Genomic DNA, 13,627 nt, shown 5'->3' on the forward strand with positions numbered 1-13,627 from the left:
AATAGAATATACTTAAGTTCGCTATAAATAATAGTTTCTATGCTTCTTATTGTTAATTTCAACCTTATACAATAATAAAAATTCTTCTGGTATTCTTCAAATAAAAAAGCGGCGCTCTTCAAAACAAAGAACACCGCCGATGCTAATATAGTTTAACTTCTAAACCAAAACCCTAACCCTTAACATTCACCACATAACGCCCGACCGTTTTACTCGCCATAAAGCGATCCAAGTATTCTGGCGTTTGCTCAAGCGTAATCTCTTCACCATAACTCTCAAGATTAGGCAACTTCATATCAGTAGCAACGCGCTCCCAGATAGCCTTTTTATCAGCTAGTGGAATATAGACCGAGTCGATACCCAATAGCGACACCGCACGGGTGATAAAAGGTATCACTGACATTGAAAACTCAGCACCGCTCGCCAAACCACAAGAGGTGACTGCGCCGCCAGCTTTGGTTTGCTTAAGTAGGTTCGCCAAATAATCGCCGCCAATGGTATCAATAGCATTTGCCCACAGTTCACGACCGGCAGGTTTATCTCCGACCTCGTTAATGGTATCGCGATGACGGACTTCACTCGCACCAAGCTCTTTTAAATAGTCACTTTGCTCAGGCTTACCAGAGAAGGCAATAATCTCATAGCCTAGCTGACTTAATATCGCGATGCTGATACTACCGACACCGCCCGTTGCGCCAGTGACGGCGACTGGACCATCTTCAGGTTTTGCGCCCATTTTTTCTAGCTTTTGGATACTTAATGCAGCGGTTAAGCCGCCAGTACCATATATCATCGCTTCTTTTAATGTCAAAGAAGATGGGCATTCGACTGCCCAATCAGCAGGGATAGAGATCATTTGACTTAAGCCACCATCGGTATCCATGCCCAAATCATAACCAAAGACCACGACTTCTTGGCCTGCGGTAAACGTGCCAGACTTATCACTGACCACCACGCCTGCCGCATCAATACCAGGGGTATGCGGATAGTTTTTGGTGATTCTTTTATTACCTGATGCCGACATGGCATCTTTGAAGTTTAGTGATGAGTAATGTACTTCGATTAATAAATCGTTTTCAGGTAAGTCACTGACGCTGCGCTGTTGAATACTTTTACTAAAAGTGCCATCAGCATGTTCTTCGACGACCAAAGCTTTAAACGTTGTTTGTTTAGACATAAGGCTATTCCTAATTGGATTTTTTATGTAGATATCCATTTGTGAGTAGAGAAAAATGCTCGAAACCTTAAGATATAAAATGAATCTTAAGGTTTTAACAGTACCTTACCGTTTTTTTCTGACTGCATTTTCCCGTCAACTGCTTTTAAGATATCAGCCAAATCAAAGGTCGCTTCAACGGGCAGTTTTAAATTGCCATTGTTAGCACGCTCGATCAGCTCATCAACCAAGCGTTGCTTATTCTCAACGCTCATTTCTTGACTGATTTTACTGCCCCAAAAGCCTTTAATCGTCGCTTGTTTAAAAATAATGTGGGTTGGATTTAGCACCATTGGTTTGCCTGACATGATGCCAAACGATGCTAATGTGCCACCATGACCCAGTAATGCCAGCAGATCATTACTAGACTCACCACCGATAGAATCAACCGCAGCACTGATTTTTTCATCACCAAGGATGGCTTTTACTTGATCTTTCCAGTCGTCATCTGAGGTGTTGATATTATGCTTGATGCCCAGTGCTTTTAATTCCTCGATAGCATCGCCACTTCTCACGACATTAATGGTGTTAATACCACGTGCGGCAGCTAGCATGGCGAGTGATTTGCCGACCGCGCCATTGGCAGCATTATGGATAACCCACTGACCGCTTTTTAGTTCTAAGAACTCAATCAGCATCAGCGCGCTCAGTGGCATTGCAATCAATTGTGCTGCCATTTCGTCATCTAAGCTGTCGGGCATCGGGAATACCATATCTTCCACAGCGACGAAATACTCTGCCCACGTCGCTTGTACACTGGCGGCTGCGACACGCTGACCGACTTTTAGATTCTTAACATCACTGCCTACTGCATCGATGATACCGACCGCTTCACTACCACCGATGGCAGGCATTTCAGGTTTAAAGCCATATTGACCGCGAATGGTTAGTAGGTCATGGTTGTGGATAGAGGCGAGTATCGTTTTGACTCGGACTTCATTGGCTTTAGGCTCTGGAGTAGGGCGGTCGCCGATGCTGAGTACTTCAGTGGGTTTGCCAAAATGATCATAAGTTGCGCTACGCATGATAAATCCTTTTTTTAGTTTTTAGATATTTGTCTAAGAAGTGAATTGATTTGCAACCATCAACAGTAACAACTCTGCTTACCAGTTATCAGTACTTGTTTGGTTAAGGAACGTTGTTATGTACTTATTATCGTATGACTTAGTAAAACTCAATCCGACTAAGCACGTGCTCTTGTACCAGATACGCACAGATATAGGCGCTCGGCCACGCAAAGACAAAGGCCAGCACCCACGAGTGCATTAATTCCATAAAGAAGCCATCGACGAACCCTACTTTAACCAGTAATAAAGCGGATGAGATAATAAGTGACATCATCAGCGCCATCAGACCAGTAAAGATAAGACGGTAGTACTTGCGCCGCGCGCGTATTCTGATAATAGGGAAGTTTGCCATAATGTTGAATTTTCCTACATGATAATAGTGAGGCTCAATGAACGATGATGAATAGCATTATGAGGCGTCGTTATTGACTATCATAGCGTATGCTGGTGAGTGGATAAAATCGTTGTTATTAATAGTGACGTTCGTTACATTTTAATGATCGTTATTTCTTTTCTAATAATGAAAATATTCTAAATATTGGCAAATTAAAGCTGAACTTTTGCTACGATAAGTAAGATTGAAATACATATAAAGAGTAATAGTATGACCGTTCAAAAGCAGCGAACCTTAGGTATCATCGGTGGAATGAGTTGGGAAAGTACCCAAAGCTATTATCGGCTGATTAATGAAGGTATCAAGGCTAAACTTGGCAACTTACATTCAGCAGACTTATTGATTCATAGTGTCGACTTTGCGCCAATTGGCGAGCTACAAGCCCAAGGCAAGTGGGAAGAGTTGGGTGATATCATGGTAAACAGTGGTAAGCGCTTACAAGCGGCTGGTGCCCAAGGTTTATTAATTGCGACCAATACCATGCATAAAGTAGCAGAGCAGGTACAAGTGGCGACGAATTTGCCACTGATACATATTGCAGATACGACCGCAGATGCGATTAAGCAGCAAGGTTTAACCAAGATTGCCTTACTCGGTACACAATTCACCATGACTGAGGACTTTTATAAACAGTGTCTGATGGATGCGGGCTTGCAGGTGCTGATACCAGATACCGATGCGCGTGTCGAAGTCCATCGCATCATCTATGATGAGCTGTGCCAAGGACAATTGCTTGCCAGCTCACGGCAATATTATACGCAAGTGATTAATGAGTTAGCGGCACAAGGCGCTGAGGGCGCGATATTAGGCTGTACCGAGATTGGACTGTTAATTAGCCAAGCAGACAGTCCAATCCCTGTGTTTGATACCACCGCTATCCATGCAGCCGCAGCGGTACAGTTTTTATTAGGTAATGAAAATTTTAGTTAAAGGTAAAACCAGTTTCGGTATTTGCAGTAGTAGGTAAGTATGATGAATAATGTACTCGCCCATGCTAATGAGTAAAAGCCGCCCGACTAGGCGTTATACATAGATATATGTATAACGCTATTGTCGTTTATTCTTTTTTATCACACGGAGTCTATGAAGATGAAGTCTTCTATGAAGTCGTCGATGCAACCTTGTGATACGGCGCAAAGGTGACAGCTTCCATACAGTCGTCGGTACAAGATCTCGAAACGACGCACTGGTGCCTGTATGCGCGCGAAACTCCTCAGACCTTTGCGCAGCTTCCTCTGCGGGCAAGTGTTTGCCTTTGCGCCATCCGCCGTACAAATATAGTCCTGCTCCCATCACGGCGGTTGCCACCATGCCTGCTGGAAAGGATAGCCAAAGGGCATCGGTTCCAAGTAGAGGATAAAGCCCGAAAGCAAATCCAAGACGTACTGGATACATCGAAATGACCATGACAATCAGCGGCCAAATCACATAACCGTTTGCACGCATGGTGCCAAACAAAACCTGTGCTATCCCAAAAAAGATAAAACCCCATGTCGCCATTAGCTGAATATGACGCCCAATCGGCACCGCTTCACTGTCACTGCCAAGGAACAAGCCCAGAATGGTCTCATCAAAAATGGTTAGCAGTATGATAATAAAACCGGTCAATGTCAGATTAAAAATCAGTCCCCAGCGTGTGATCCCTGCGATTCGGTGCCATTGATTGGCACCGATGTTCTGTGCAACCATCGCACTGGCCGCAGCACTTAGCGCCATTGCTGGCATCTGCACGTAGGTCCAAAGCTGCTGGGTTGCGCTATAAGCGGCTGTGGTCTGCACACCTTCGCGATTAATCAGCGATAACATTGTTAATGCTGCCGAAGAGATAACAATCATCTGTAGACCCATCGGCAAACCCTTTGAAAACATCGACTTCAGGATGTCTCGGTCTGCGCGCAAAAAGCGAAGCTCCGGCAACTTAAGCGTCAGCACAGAGCCACGCAGATACATAGTGGCTAACATGCCAATAAGCGCTAGCGTATTTGCGACGGCTGTTGCAAAAGCCGAGCCAAATATGCCCCACTCGGGAAATGGTCCTAGACCCAAAATCAGTGTCGGCGTCAAAATAAGGTCAATCACGACCGATATAATGATAAACCAAAGCGGCGTCGTCGAATCGCCCGTCCCACGCAGTGCCATCATTATCAGCGTAAACGTAAGTGTGACAGGCATCGCAATAAAAATCATGCGCAGATAGGTTAGGGCAAGCTCTACAGCACTTGCCGGCGTACCAAGCAGCTCAAGCAGCATCGGCGCAAATATCCACCCTACTGCCGACACTATTACGCTTATCGGAATAATGCTGCCCAGCGCCGTGCCCATGGTTTTCTTAACCATAGCGTTGTCACGGCTGCCCATTGCCTGACCAATCAAAATAGTAGACGCCATACCGAAACCAAACACGAAGGAGATCAGTATAAACATCAAGATATTGCCGTTGGCTGTCGCTGCTAACGCTTCCTCACCCAAAAATCGACCCACCCAGACAGCATTGATCGAGCCGTTTAATGACTGTAATGCAGATGACCCAAGGGTTGGTAATGCAAATAAGAGCATGGTTTTCGGGATCGAGCCTTGGGTGAGGTCACGCCGTTTACCAATGGAGGTATCTGTTTTACTCAATGTTTATCCTTTTGCGCTATGCAGGGCTGACTAAACAAAAGCGCTTATCATAAACCAGAAAGCATCTACCGTCTTTATTAGAGCTGTAACCCCTCGGCAAACGCTATGATTATTTGCCTGTCATTTTTTTAGGCGATTGTCGAGCAATTTATAGGGGAAGGGTGGTTATTATAAGTTCTTAAACTTAAAATACTCTTGTGCTAGGATGATGCTTTTTGCTTCTTACTTCATTTTTCTAGTTTTCAAAAAGGATATTTCGATGCTATTAAAACGCCTAGGCCTTGCCACTTTGTTAAGCTTTTCAGTCGTTGGTTGTACCACAGCGCCCAATACCTTGGCGATAAATACCACCCAAAAGATTATTCAGTATGAACGCTCAAAATCAGACCTTACGACTCAGTCATTTACGTTAAGCTCTGGCGATAAAATAGTCTATGCAGAAAACGGTAATGTCGCGGGCGAGCCTTTATTATTGGTTCATGGCTTTGGCGGTAATAAAGACAACTTTACCCGTATCGCTCGGCAGTTAGAGAACTATAATCTGATCATTCCTGATTTGCTCGGCTTTGGTGACTCTAGTAAACCGATGGCGGCTGACTATCACTCGGAGGCGCAAGCGACGCGCTTACACGAGCTACTGCAAGCTAAAGGCTTGGCATCTAGCATTCATGTCGGTGGCAACTCAATGGGTGGCGCTATCAGTGTTGCTTATGCTGCGAAGTATCCTAAAGAAGTCAAAAGTCTGTGGCTAATAGATAGTGCGGGCTTTTGGTCAGCGGGTGTGCCGAAATCCTTAGAAAGTGCAACTCTCGAGAACAATCCGCTATTGGTCGATAAGAAGGAAGACTTTTATGCTATGTATGACTTTGTTATGTCTAAGCCGCCTTATATTCCTAAGTCTGTAAAAGCCGTATTCGCGCAAGAGCGTATCGCTAATAAAGCATTAGAATCCAAAATACTCGCGCAAATAGTTGAAGACAATGTTGAGCAGCGTGCCAAGGTTATCACTGAATATAATATTCCAACACTAGTCGTTTGGGGTGAGGAGGATAAGGTCATCAAGCCTGAAACCGTGACGCTAATAAAAGAAATCATCCCACAATCACAAGTGATTACGATGCCAAAAATCGGTCATGTACCGATGATAGAAGCGGTGAAAGATACGGCGAATGATTATAAAGCGTTTCGTGAAGGGTTAAAGAACTAGTCATTTACATATGATATTTTAAGGCGTAAATGATCCAACGTTTGATTAGATATGAGCTGTAGTCAGTCCTAAATAAAAGAAATACAAACATTATAAGGTGCTACTGGTATCAATTTTTGTTGCTTACTGTGCTTACGCAGACAGAGGCTGCGAATAATTAATCCCAGTAGCACTGTATTCTTTTAAAACTGTATCTACTCTATTGTAGGCTGAGTTAAAAATCAGCCTACGTCGATCAAACTAACTCTCTCTCTCTCTCTCTCTTACCAATCGCTCTAGCAGTTCAACCGTGCGCTCTTGTCTAACCAAAGCGACACCTTGTCCTGCCCATAAAGATTGATGTTCGGCATCGCGGTTTTTGGTTGCATGGGCACGCAAAAATTTGGTCATCGCATTTAATTGTGGGTAAGGCGGTAGCTCATGCGCGCTCTCAAATTGAGCAAAATCATGCAAATAATCATTTAATAAACCACGAGCCTGTTTCCCTGAGAATAATCTGGTTAAGCGCGTCTCAGAGCTGCGCTTATCTTGGCTGGCATCGAGTAACGCTTGCTTATAAATGTCATTGATAGCGCATTTATCTGTGGTCAAAAATGCCGTCCCGATTTGCGCCAGCTCAGCACCAGCCGTTTGAACTGCTTTGATGTCCTGTCCGTTCATAATGCCACCAGCCGCGATTAAAGGAATATCGTTGCAGGCACGCGTTTGACTTATTAGCGTCAATAATCCCAATGGATCGTTTTCACTTTGCGGCAACCAACCACCGCGATGCCCACCCGCTTCGACCCCTTGCACGCATACCGCATCTGCACCAATCTCTGCCCATGCTTTTGCTTCCAATGGATGATTGGCAGTACCGACGACCCGTGTGCCTAGACCTTGCAAACGCTGCACCTGCTCAGCGCTGATAATGCCAAAGGTAAAACTGGCGACAGGAACGGGATTGTCATAGAGCACTTGTAGCTGCTCTGCAAAGCTTAGCGCTGGGTGCTTCGGCAGAGTAAATTCGATATTTTTCTCTTGATAGTACTTGCTTAGCCAAGTAGGTACTTCGCTATCCAAAGCACTAGATTCATGCTCTGATAACACCATCAGATTGACCATAAAAGGATGATCGGTGAGCGATTTAATGGTGTTTATTTCACTATTTAAAACGTCTGGCGCCGTCATGCCCGCTCCCAATGAACCCAGTCCACCAAAGTTACTGACAGTCGCTGCCAGCTCAGGGGTGGTTGCTCCTGCCATCGGCGCTTGAACAATAGGATATGTCAAATTAAGGGTGTTCAGTAAGGTCATGACAGGCTTCCTTGTTATTTTATGAGGAGTTTTGCATGACTCACTTTAGCAAAGCTGGATGGCGTGCGTGTTAGATATTGTTTATTTAGTTGCTGAATAGGAAGGTTGGTTTTTGACTACAAAGTTGTAGTTAAAAAATTTGACTACGATTTTGTAGTTAAGTATTATGACTATAAATTTGTAGTCAACTAAGGATAAAAAGATGAGTACAGGGAACATAGTGACAGGTGATAATTATTTTCCAAGACCTACTGATGAAAATAAGCTATGGAGACATTTGTCAGATGGTGCTCATGTTCTATTGCTGGCACCTAGACGAGTAGGAAAGTCTTCAATGATTACTCATATTAAAGATCAACCAAAATCAGGTTATGCAGTTATATATGTTTTCGTGCAAGCTTGTGATAATGAGCAGAGCTTTTATCAAAAAATGCTACGTGAAATCTATCGTTCTGACCATATTAAAAAATCTGAAAAGATAAAGAGTAAGCTCTCAGAGTGGGCAAAAGGTATTAATTTTAGCTTGTCAGTTAGTCCAACGAACATCGAAGCTGGGTTAGGTAAAGAAAAGGGTGAGACCAAAATAATTACTCATGAAATGATTCGAGATGTACTGTATGAGAGCCTGAAATTGAGTGAAGAGACCATCATTATTGCAATTGATGAATTCCCTGATGTACTGGAGAAAATATCTGATGAACATGGTAAAAGAGGTGTAGAGCAGTTTTTATCGGGTATTCGCGCACTGTGTCAAGACCCTGAGTTCAACGAAAAAGTTCAGTTTATCTTAACAGGCTCGATAGGGTTAGATACATTAGCAGAAAAATTGGCAGTTACCGACTTAATTAATATGTTGGTGAATATGAGTGTTCGCCCTTTTAAAGACGATCGAGCAGTAGAATTTATAGACTTTTACATTAATAAGCACTGTTCAGAAGTTATTCTAGATATAGAGACTAAGCAAGCAATCATCGATGAAGTAGGTTGGAATATGCCCTACTATTTAGGGCTAGTATGTGAGCAGCTTATTGAAATATTTGATGAAGAAGAACGTCAAATCGAGCATAGCGATGTAAAGGTAGCTATCAACAGTTTGTTTAGTCCAGCAATGAAAACCGTCTTTTCTCATTGGCGTGATAGATTAAACCGTCTAGAAAAAATTGAACGCCATTATGCTCAACAAGTTTTAGATTTGGTAAGCAAAACAGATACTAGCGTGGTCCATGGAGAGTTATTTAACCTGTCGCAACATATTGACTTTAAAGATCAAGTGAATAGCAGATATGTCATTAACTGCCTTTTACACGATGGTTATCTTTATCAACCAGAAGACAGTACTTATCAATTTACTTCTCCTTTACTAAAACGTTGGTGGACTCGTTATGGAAAATAATAATATAAAAAGCCATTCAGTCTTACTTTATAACACGCAAAATATAGATGCTCAGCTACTAAAAGCAGGATTTAGTATTCGCAAAAAAGAATACCAACGCATCTGGAAGGATATTCAAACGAGTAAAATGGCTCATCCAGAGACCCATTATCTTATTCAAGGCGTAAGAGGCGCAGGTAAAACTACTTTATTATCTCGTCTTTCCTATGAAGTTGCAGAAGACAAGAAATTAAGCGAATGGTTGATACCTATTTTATTGAATGAAGAAGAGTACGGTATATTATCGCTATTTACTTTTTGGCTACGTATTGCTGAAAAGCTAGCAGAATATGATGCTCAGTTATATTCAGAGCTTTTTCAACAAGTCTTGAGCTTAGACGATGATGCGGTAGTTGCTTGGGAGCTTATACAGCATTACTTAGATAAAAATAAGCAAAAAATTATCGTTTTTGTCGATAATCTAGGAGAGTTATTTAAGGATTTTGATAAAGTTGAGCATGCTCAACTGCGTGAAGTATTGAGTCTTCATCCGCATATTCGTCTTATCGGTGGTTCAAGCCAATCACTAGAAGCACACTTCGATGTATCGGCTCCGTTCTACCAGTTTTTTAAACTGATAAACCTTAAGTCAATAGATGAAACGGACATGCATGAACTACTGCGCTCTCTAGCGACACAAACTGGAGAAGAAGCAGTCAAAACGATTGAAGAAATTATTACTGAGTACCCTGAACGTATTGAAGCGGTAAGGCGGCTAACTGACGGTGTACCTCGTACTATTGTATTGCTATTTCAAATTATTATGGAGGGAGCGAAAGAGAGTAGTTACGCCTACTTAGAAGAAACGATCGATAAGACTACACCATTGTATAAACATCGAATGGATGACCTATCACGCCAGCAAAAAGCAATTGTACATGCTATCGCTATGAACTGGGATGCGATGAGTACCAAGGAAATCTCTGAGCAAACTCGTTTGCCAAGCAAGACAGTATCTGCGCAATTGGTAAAGCTACAACAGCAATGGATAGTTGATAAAATTGAGACTAATACCAAGAACCATCTTTACATTATTAGAGAGCGGTTTTTTAATATTTGGTATTTGATGCGTTATGGTAGTCAGACGGATAAGCGCCGTGTTTTATGGCTTACTAGATTTTTAGAGAGTTGGTATGATAAGAATGAGTTGAATATAAAGCTGGTTGAAATAGCTATACCTTATATAGATTTAAATGGTGCTGACGGTTTTAAGTTGCAAAGAACTAAAGAGGTATATATAAACGCTTTGCTAGCCAGTGAGCATATAGACGAAACTCTAAAGGCGAGCGTAAATATTTTCTTAAAACCATACTACAGCAACTTAATTAGATCTGAAGAATGGGAGGTTTATAAAGTTAATCTTGAAAACTGTTTTTTAAATATAGAACTTAAAAGATATAAGGAGGCAAAACGTAATATTGAAGAAGTACTAAAATTAGATATTGGTTCTGCTCAAAATTTAATAATATTAGAAGTTGTTTATGAGTTTTTTAATGAAGATGAAGAGTTAAAGAACAAAGTAATTTCTAATATTCTTCAAGAATCAGCAAAGTCTTCAATGAGTCGTTTAATGCTATTAGTAAACATAGTTGATATGGATTATGAGAGTTCTAAGAATGTTGGTCGGATAATAGTTAATGAAACAACGTCAGAAGCAAAGCTTGATAGTGCTATATTTATGGCTTTTCAAGCATATATACAATTATGGTTCGACGAATTCGAAGATTTAGAAAGTAGTTTAGAGACACTAAGAAATAATAATCTTGTCTTTGAGGAAGGTGGAATGTTCCTAACTTTATTTGAAAATTTCCTAGTTCTTCTAATTCAGAAGAATCAGTTAGAAATAGCTTATGGACTTATGGACGAATTCATCCATCTAAAAGAGCAGTTTAAACCTATCTACTACGCCCTAGTGTCTCTACTCAAAGATGAACGCCGACAAGAATATCTGCGTATGGGTCCAGAGTTACAAGGAACAGTAGATGAAATATTACAAAATGTCGAAGAGTATCGGGTTAAATACTCTTAGATAAAACAAAGGTCATAACTCAGTTCCAAAGAATAAGTTATGACCTCTCAGATTCAAAATTACTCAACTTCAAATACTAATTCAACTGCAACGACCCTTTTGCGTTCATCAACAGCTCAACCACATCATCCCCACTAATGACCGTGAAGCGCTTATCAATGGCTGATTCTTCTACGCCACCATGTTTCATACACGCGCCGCAAACCAATACTTGACCGCCTTTTTCGATAAAGGCTTCTAGTAATTCGCCAGCAGGTTCAAAGGGATCGCCAATATCGACATTATCTAAAGCGTTTGGCAATGCCAAATGCACCGCGTCCACCATCAATATGACTGATGCAGAGTGACCTTTTTTAAGTGCCACACCCGCCATAGTAAAAGCTAAGGTGATCTTGCTTGGGTTTGACTCACTATTATCAAACAGCGTACCGACATAATCCGTATTATTAACCATATTATTTTCCTTTATTAGACTGTTTCTAATTGGATAGTATTCAGTTGAGTATAAAACTCACTACTATCCTAGCATTGATTATATTTATTTATATAATGTATTGTTAGCAAACAGTAGTTATAAGGTTAACTGATTGTGAATAGCTGTCTATGAAAAAATTGATCATGACAAGTGGATTTTGACGAAGCACTGCGATGTAAATGGTTAAATAATCAGTCCTTATTTTGAGGTAAGCCTAGCAAAACCTAAGATTGTGGCGGCCATGGACGGTCGGCATCACTGACAATCCATTCTGCCACATAGCCGCTCGGCGGTAGCTGCCAATCCGATTGGTCTAAGGCTGCCAGTACTCGTGCCGTCTCGATGACCTTACCGCCTTTGGTGACGCCTGTACGTAGTAGTGCCGACGAGCAAGGCTTGCCTTTTACCCACATCGATTGCTCAATATATATCCAGCGCTCATCGAAGCCGACGATTTTGGTCTTCATGGTGACTTTTTCAAAAGCACGAATACGTTTGCGATATTGGATGGTACTACCAGCCACGACCAAGCCCCAACGCTGTCTAAGCAATTGAGTGCCGAGCCCGCTCCGTACTGCAAAGTCGGTACGCCCCATATCATAAAGGGTCAGCACGCGACCATTATTCATTTCCAAGAAATTATCAATATCTGTCAGACGGCAGCGAAAGGTAATCTCACTGGTTTCTTTGAACGTTAAAGTATTGCCTTTTTTCACTTGCAGCGCGGCATGGGCGATGGTGCTGGCGTAACGGATAAATGGATACATAAAGCAGTCTCAAAATATTTAAAGATAAAAACGATGTTTTTTATTTTATAATTTATCTAATTTTATTAGATGGCACGCCAATATGATTAAAGTAGGCACTCACGGTTTCAGGTATCCAGTTGATGTCAAACTTTGATTTTTTACTTGGAGTTTTTACATTGCTATTGCTTGTACGATAACGCAAATAGCCGATATGACCCCCGTGTGCCGTATCTAATATGGTGACACTGTCTGAGACATCATTGGGCGTGGCAGTAAAGCCAATAAAGGGATCGTCTTTGGCGCTAATAAGCAACAGCGGGCGTGTGACATTCCTTAAGTGAGGTAGGGCAGAGGAGGAGCGGTAGTAATCATTATTAGAGCGGTAACCATGCCTAGGCGCAGTGAAGATATTATCAAAATCGCTAATGCGTTTTACCGCTTTGATAGAAGCAATCTCGTCTGCGGTAATTTCATTTGCTAAGGCTTTTTTGATAATCGGATTGAGTAAATAAGGGGTATAGATACGATGACTCAAAAAGCTATGCATCGTAATAGCAGCCGATGACATATCAACTGGCGCAGATATTACCGCTGCGCCGTCGCATAGCGCCTCATCACCATATTCACCCATATACTTTGCCAAGGCATTACCGCCAAGTGACACGCCAACCCCATAGATATGGGCGTAATTCTCATGCAAGTTCTCTAACATATGATGCACCTCGCCCGTGTCACCAGCGTTATAAAACACTTTGCCATTAGCGGGAATACCACCGCAACTGCGAAAGTGAGCGACGACAAAATGCCAGCCTTGCGCATGCATCTGATATGCCAAGGCACGCGCATAATGACTGTCACTGCTGCCTTCCATCCCATGAAAAAGTACGATTAATGGTGTTTGTTCAAGTTTGCCATTTTCTAAATCTTGGACAGGATGAGCATCATAAAAGTCATAAGCGATATCAGTTTCGCAAAGTGAGTCTTGTTTAATCACGCGTCGGTAATTCGGTGTTTTTGGCGCAAAAAACTTCGGTAAAATACTTTGCAAGTGCGGATTGGTGAGCCAAAACGGCGGTTTAAAAGGGGCAGGTGCGAATGGTTTTGTCGACTTTGAGGTTGGCATATTTCAGTCTTATTTTA

At 42.0% G+C, this 13,627-nt stretch carries 12 protein-coding genes; 4 read left to right on the forward strand and 8 right to left on the reverse strand.

The window, feature by feature from the left end; translation table 11 throughout:
* Nucleotides 1–172: 172 nt before the first annotated feature.
* From PCRYO_RS00090 to PCRYO_RS00100, 3 genes are all read right to left on the reverse strand, one after another.
* Nucleotides 173–1,177, reverse strand: coding sequence for a YhdH/YhfP family quinone oxidoreductase (locus PCRYO_RS00090; RefSeq protein ID WP_011512394.1), 1,005 nt, complete (start codon nt 1,175–1,177; stop codon nt 173–175).
* A gap of 86 nt (nt 1,178–1,263) precedes the next feature.
* Nucleotides 1,264–2,241 carry a zinc-binding dehydrogenase gene (locus PCRYO_RS00095; protein ID WP_011512395.1) on the reverse strand — a complete coding sequence of 326 codons (978 nt, stop codon included), beginning with the start codon at nt 2,239–2,241 and terminating at the stop codon, nt 1,264–1,266.
* 139 nt (nt 2,242–2,380) lie between these two features.
* Nucleotides 2,381–2,635, reverse strand: a complete 255-nt coding sequence (locus PCRYO_RS00100) for a DUF2798 domain-containing protein (protein ID WP_011512396.1) — start codon at nt 2,633–2,635, stop codon at nt 2,381–2,383.
* A gap of 252 nt (nt 2,636–2,887) precedes the next feature.
* On the opposite strand from PCRYO_RS00100, the gene PCRYO_RS00105 reads away from it, so the two are divergent.
* On the forward strand, nt 2,888–3,607 hold the full coding sequence (locus PCRYO_RS00105; RefSeq protein WP_011512397.1) for an aspartate/glutamate racemase family protein: 720 nt from the start codon (nt 2,888–2,890) through the stop codon (nt 3,605–3,607).
* Nucleotides 3,608–3,724: 117 nt separating this feature from the next.
* Here the strand turns inward: PCRYO_RS00105 and PCRYO_RS00110 are convergent, their stop codons facing one another.
* The gene (locus PCRYO_RS00110) at nt 3,725–5,299 is read right to left on the reverse strand and encodes an MATE family efflux transporter (RefSeq protein WP_011512398.1); all 1,575 of its coding nucleotides are present in this window, start codon (nt 5,297–5,299) and stop codon (nt 3,725–3,727) included.
* 259 nt (nt 5,300–5,558) lie between these two features.
* Between PCRYO_RS00110 and PCRYO_RS00115 the strand changes: the two genes are divergently transcribed.
* The gene (locus PCRYO_RS00115; protein WP_011512399.1) at nt 5,559–6,506 is read left to right on the forward strand and encodes an alpha/beta fold hydrolase; all 948 of its coding nucleotides are present in this window, start codon (nt 5,559–5,561) and stop codon (nt 6,504–6,506) included.
* Between the two features lie 240 nt (nt 6,507–6,746).
* Here PCRYO_RS00115 and PCRYO_RS00120 read toward each other — a convergent pair whose 3' ends face one another.
* On the reverse strand, nt 6,747–7,802 hold the full coding sequence (locus PCRYO_RS00120) for an NAD(P)H-dependent flavin oxidoreductase (RefSeq protein ID WP_011512400.1): 1,056 nt from the start codon (nt 7,800–7,802) through the stop codon (nt 6,747–6,749).
* 202 nt (nt 7,803–8,004) lie between these two features.
* Here PCRYO_RS00120 and PCRYO_RS00125 point away from each other — a divergent pair, with 202 nt between their 5' ends.
* Together PCRYO_RS00125 and PCRYO_RS12975 are read left to right on the forward strand one after the other, a co-directional pair.
* Nucleotides 8,005–9,195: a hypothetical protein gene (locus tag PCRYO_RS00125; RefSeq protein ID WP_011512401.1), complete on the forward strand. Its 1,191-nt coding sequence runs from the start codon at nt 8,005–8,007 to the stop codon at nt 9,193–9,195.
* Entirely contained in the window at nt 9,185–11,263 is a 2,079-nt protein-coding gene (locus PCRYO_RS12975) for a hypothetical protein (RefSeq protein ID WP_011512402.1), read from the forward strand. The genes PCRYO_RS00125 and PCRYO_RS12975 overlap by 11 nt, the downstream gene beginning before the upstream one ends.
* Before the next feature lie 76 nt (nt 11,264–11,339).
* Here the strand turns inward: PCRYO_RS12975 and PCRYO_RS00135 are convergent, their stop codons facing one another.
* The 3 genes from PCRYO_RS00135 to PCRYO_RS00145 all read right to left on the reverse strand — a co-directional run bounded on the left by PCRYO_RS00135 (nt 11,340) and on the right by PCRYO_RS00145 (nt 13,610).
* Nucleotides 11,340–11,717: a DsrE family protein gene (locus PCRYO_RS00135; protein ID WP_011512403.1), complete on the reverse strand. Its 378-nt coding sequence runs from the start codon at nt 11,715–11,717 to the stop codon at nt 11,340–11,342.
* A gap of 245 nt (nt 11,718–11,962) precedes the next feature.
* Nucleotides 11,963–12,505, reverse strand: a complete 543-nt coding sequence (locus PCRYO_RS00140; protein WP_011512404.1) for an acyl-CoA thioesterase — start codon at nt 12,503–12,505, stop codon at nt 11,963–11,965.
* 52 nt (nt 12,506–12,557) lie between these two features.
* The gene (locus tag PCRYO_RS00145) at nt 12,558–13,610 is read right to left on the reverse strand and encodes a YheT family hydrolase (RefSeq protein WP_011512405.1); all 1,053 of its coding nucleotides are present in this window, start codon (nt 13,608–13,610) and stop codon (nt 12,558–12,560) included.
* Between the last annotated feature and the right edge of the window lie 17 nt (nt 13,611–13,627).

The sequence above is a fragment of the Psychrobacter cryohalolentis K5 genome (assembly GCF_000013905.1).
Taxonomy (GTDB): domain Bacteria; phylum Pseudomonadota; class Gammaproteobacteria; order Pseudomonadales; family Moraxellaceae; genus Psychrobacter; species Psychrobacter cryohalolentis.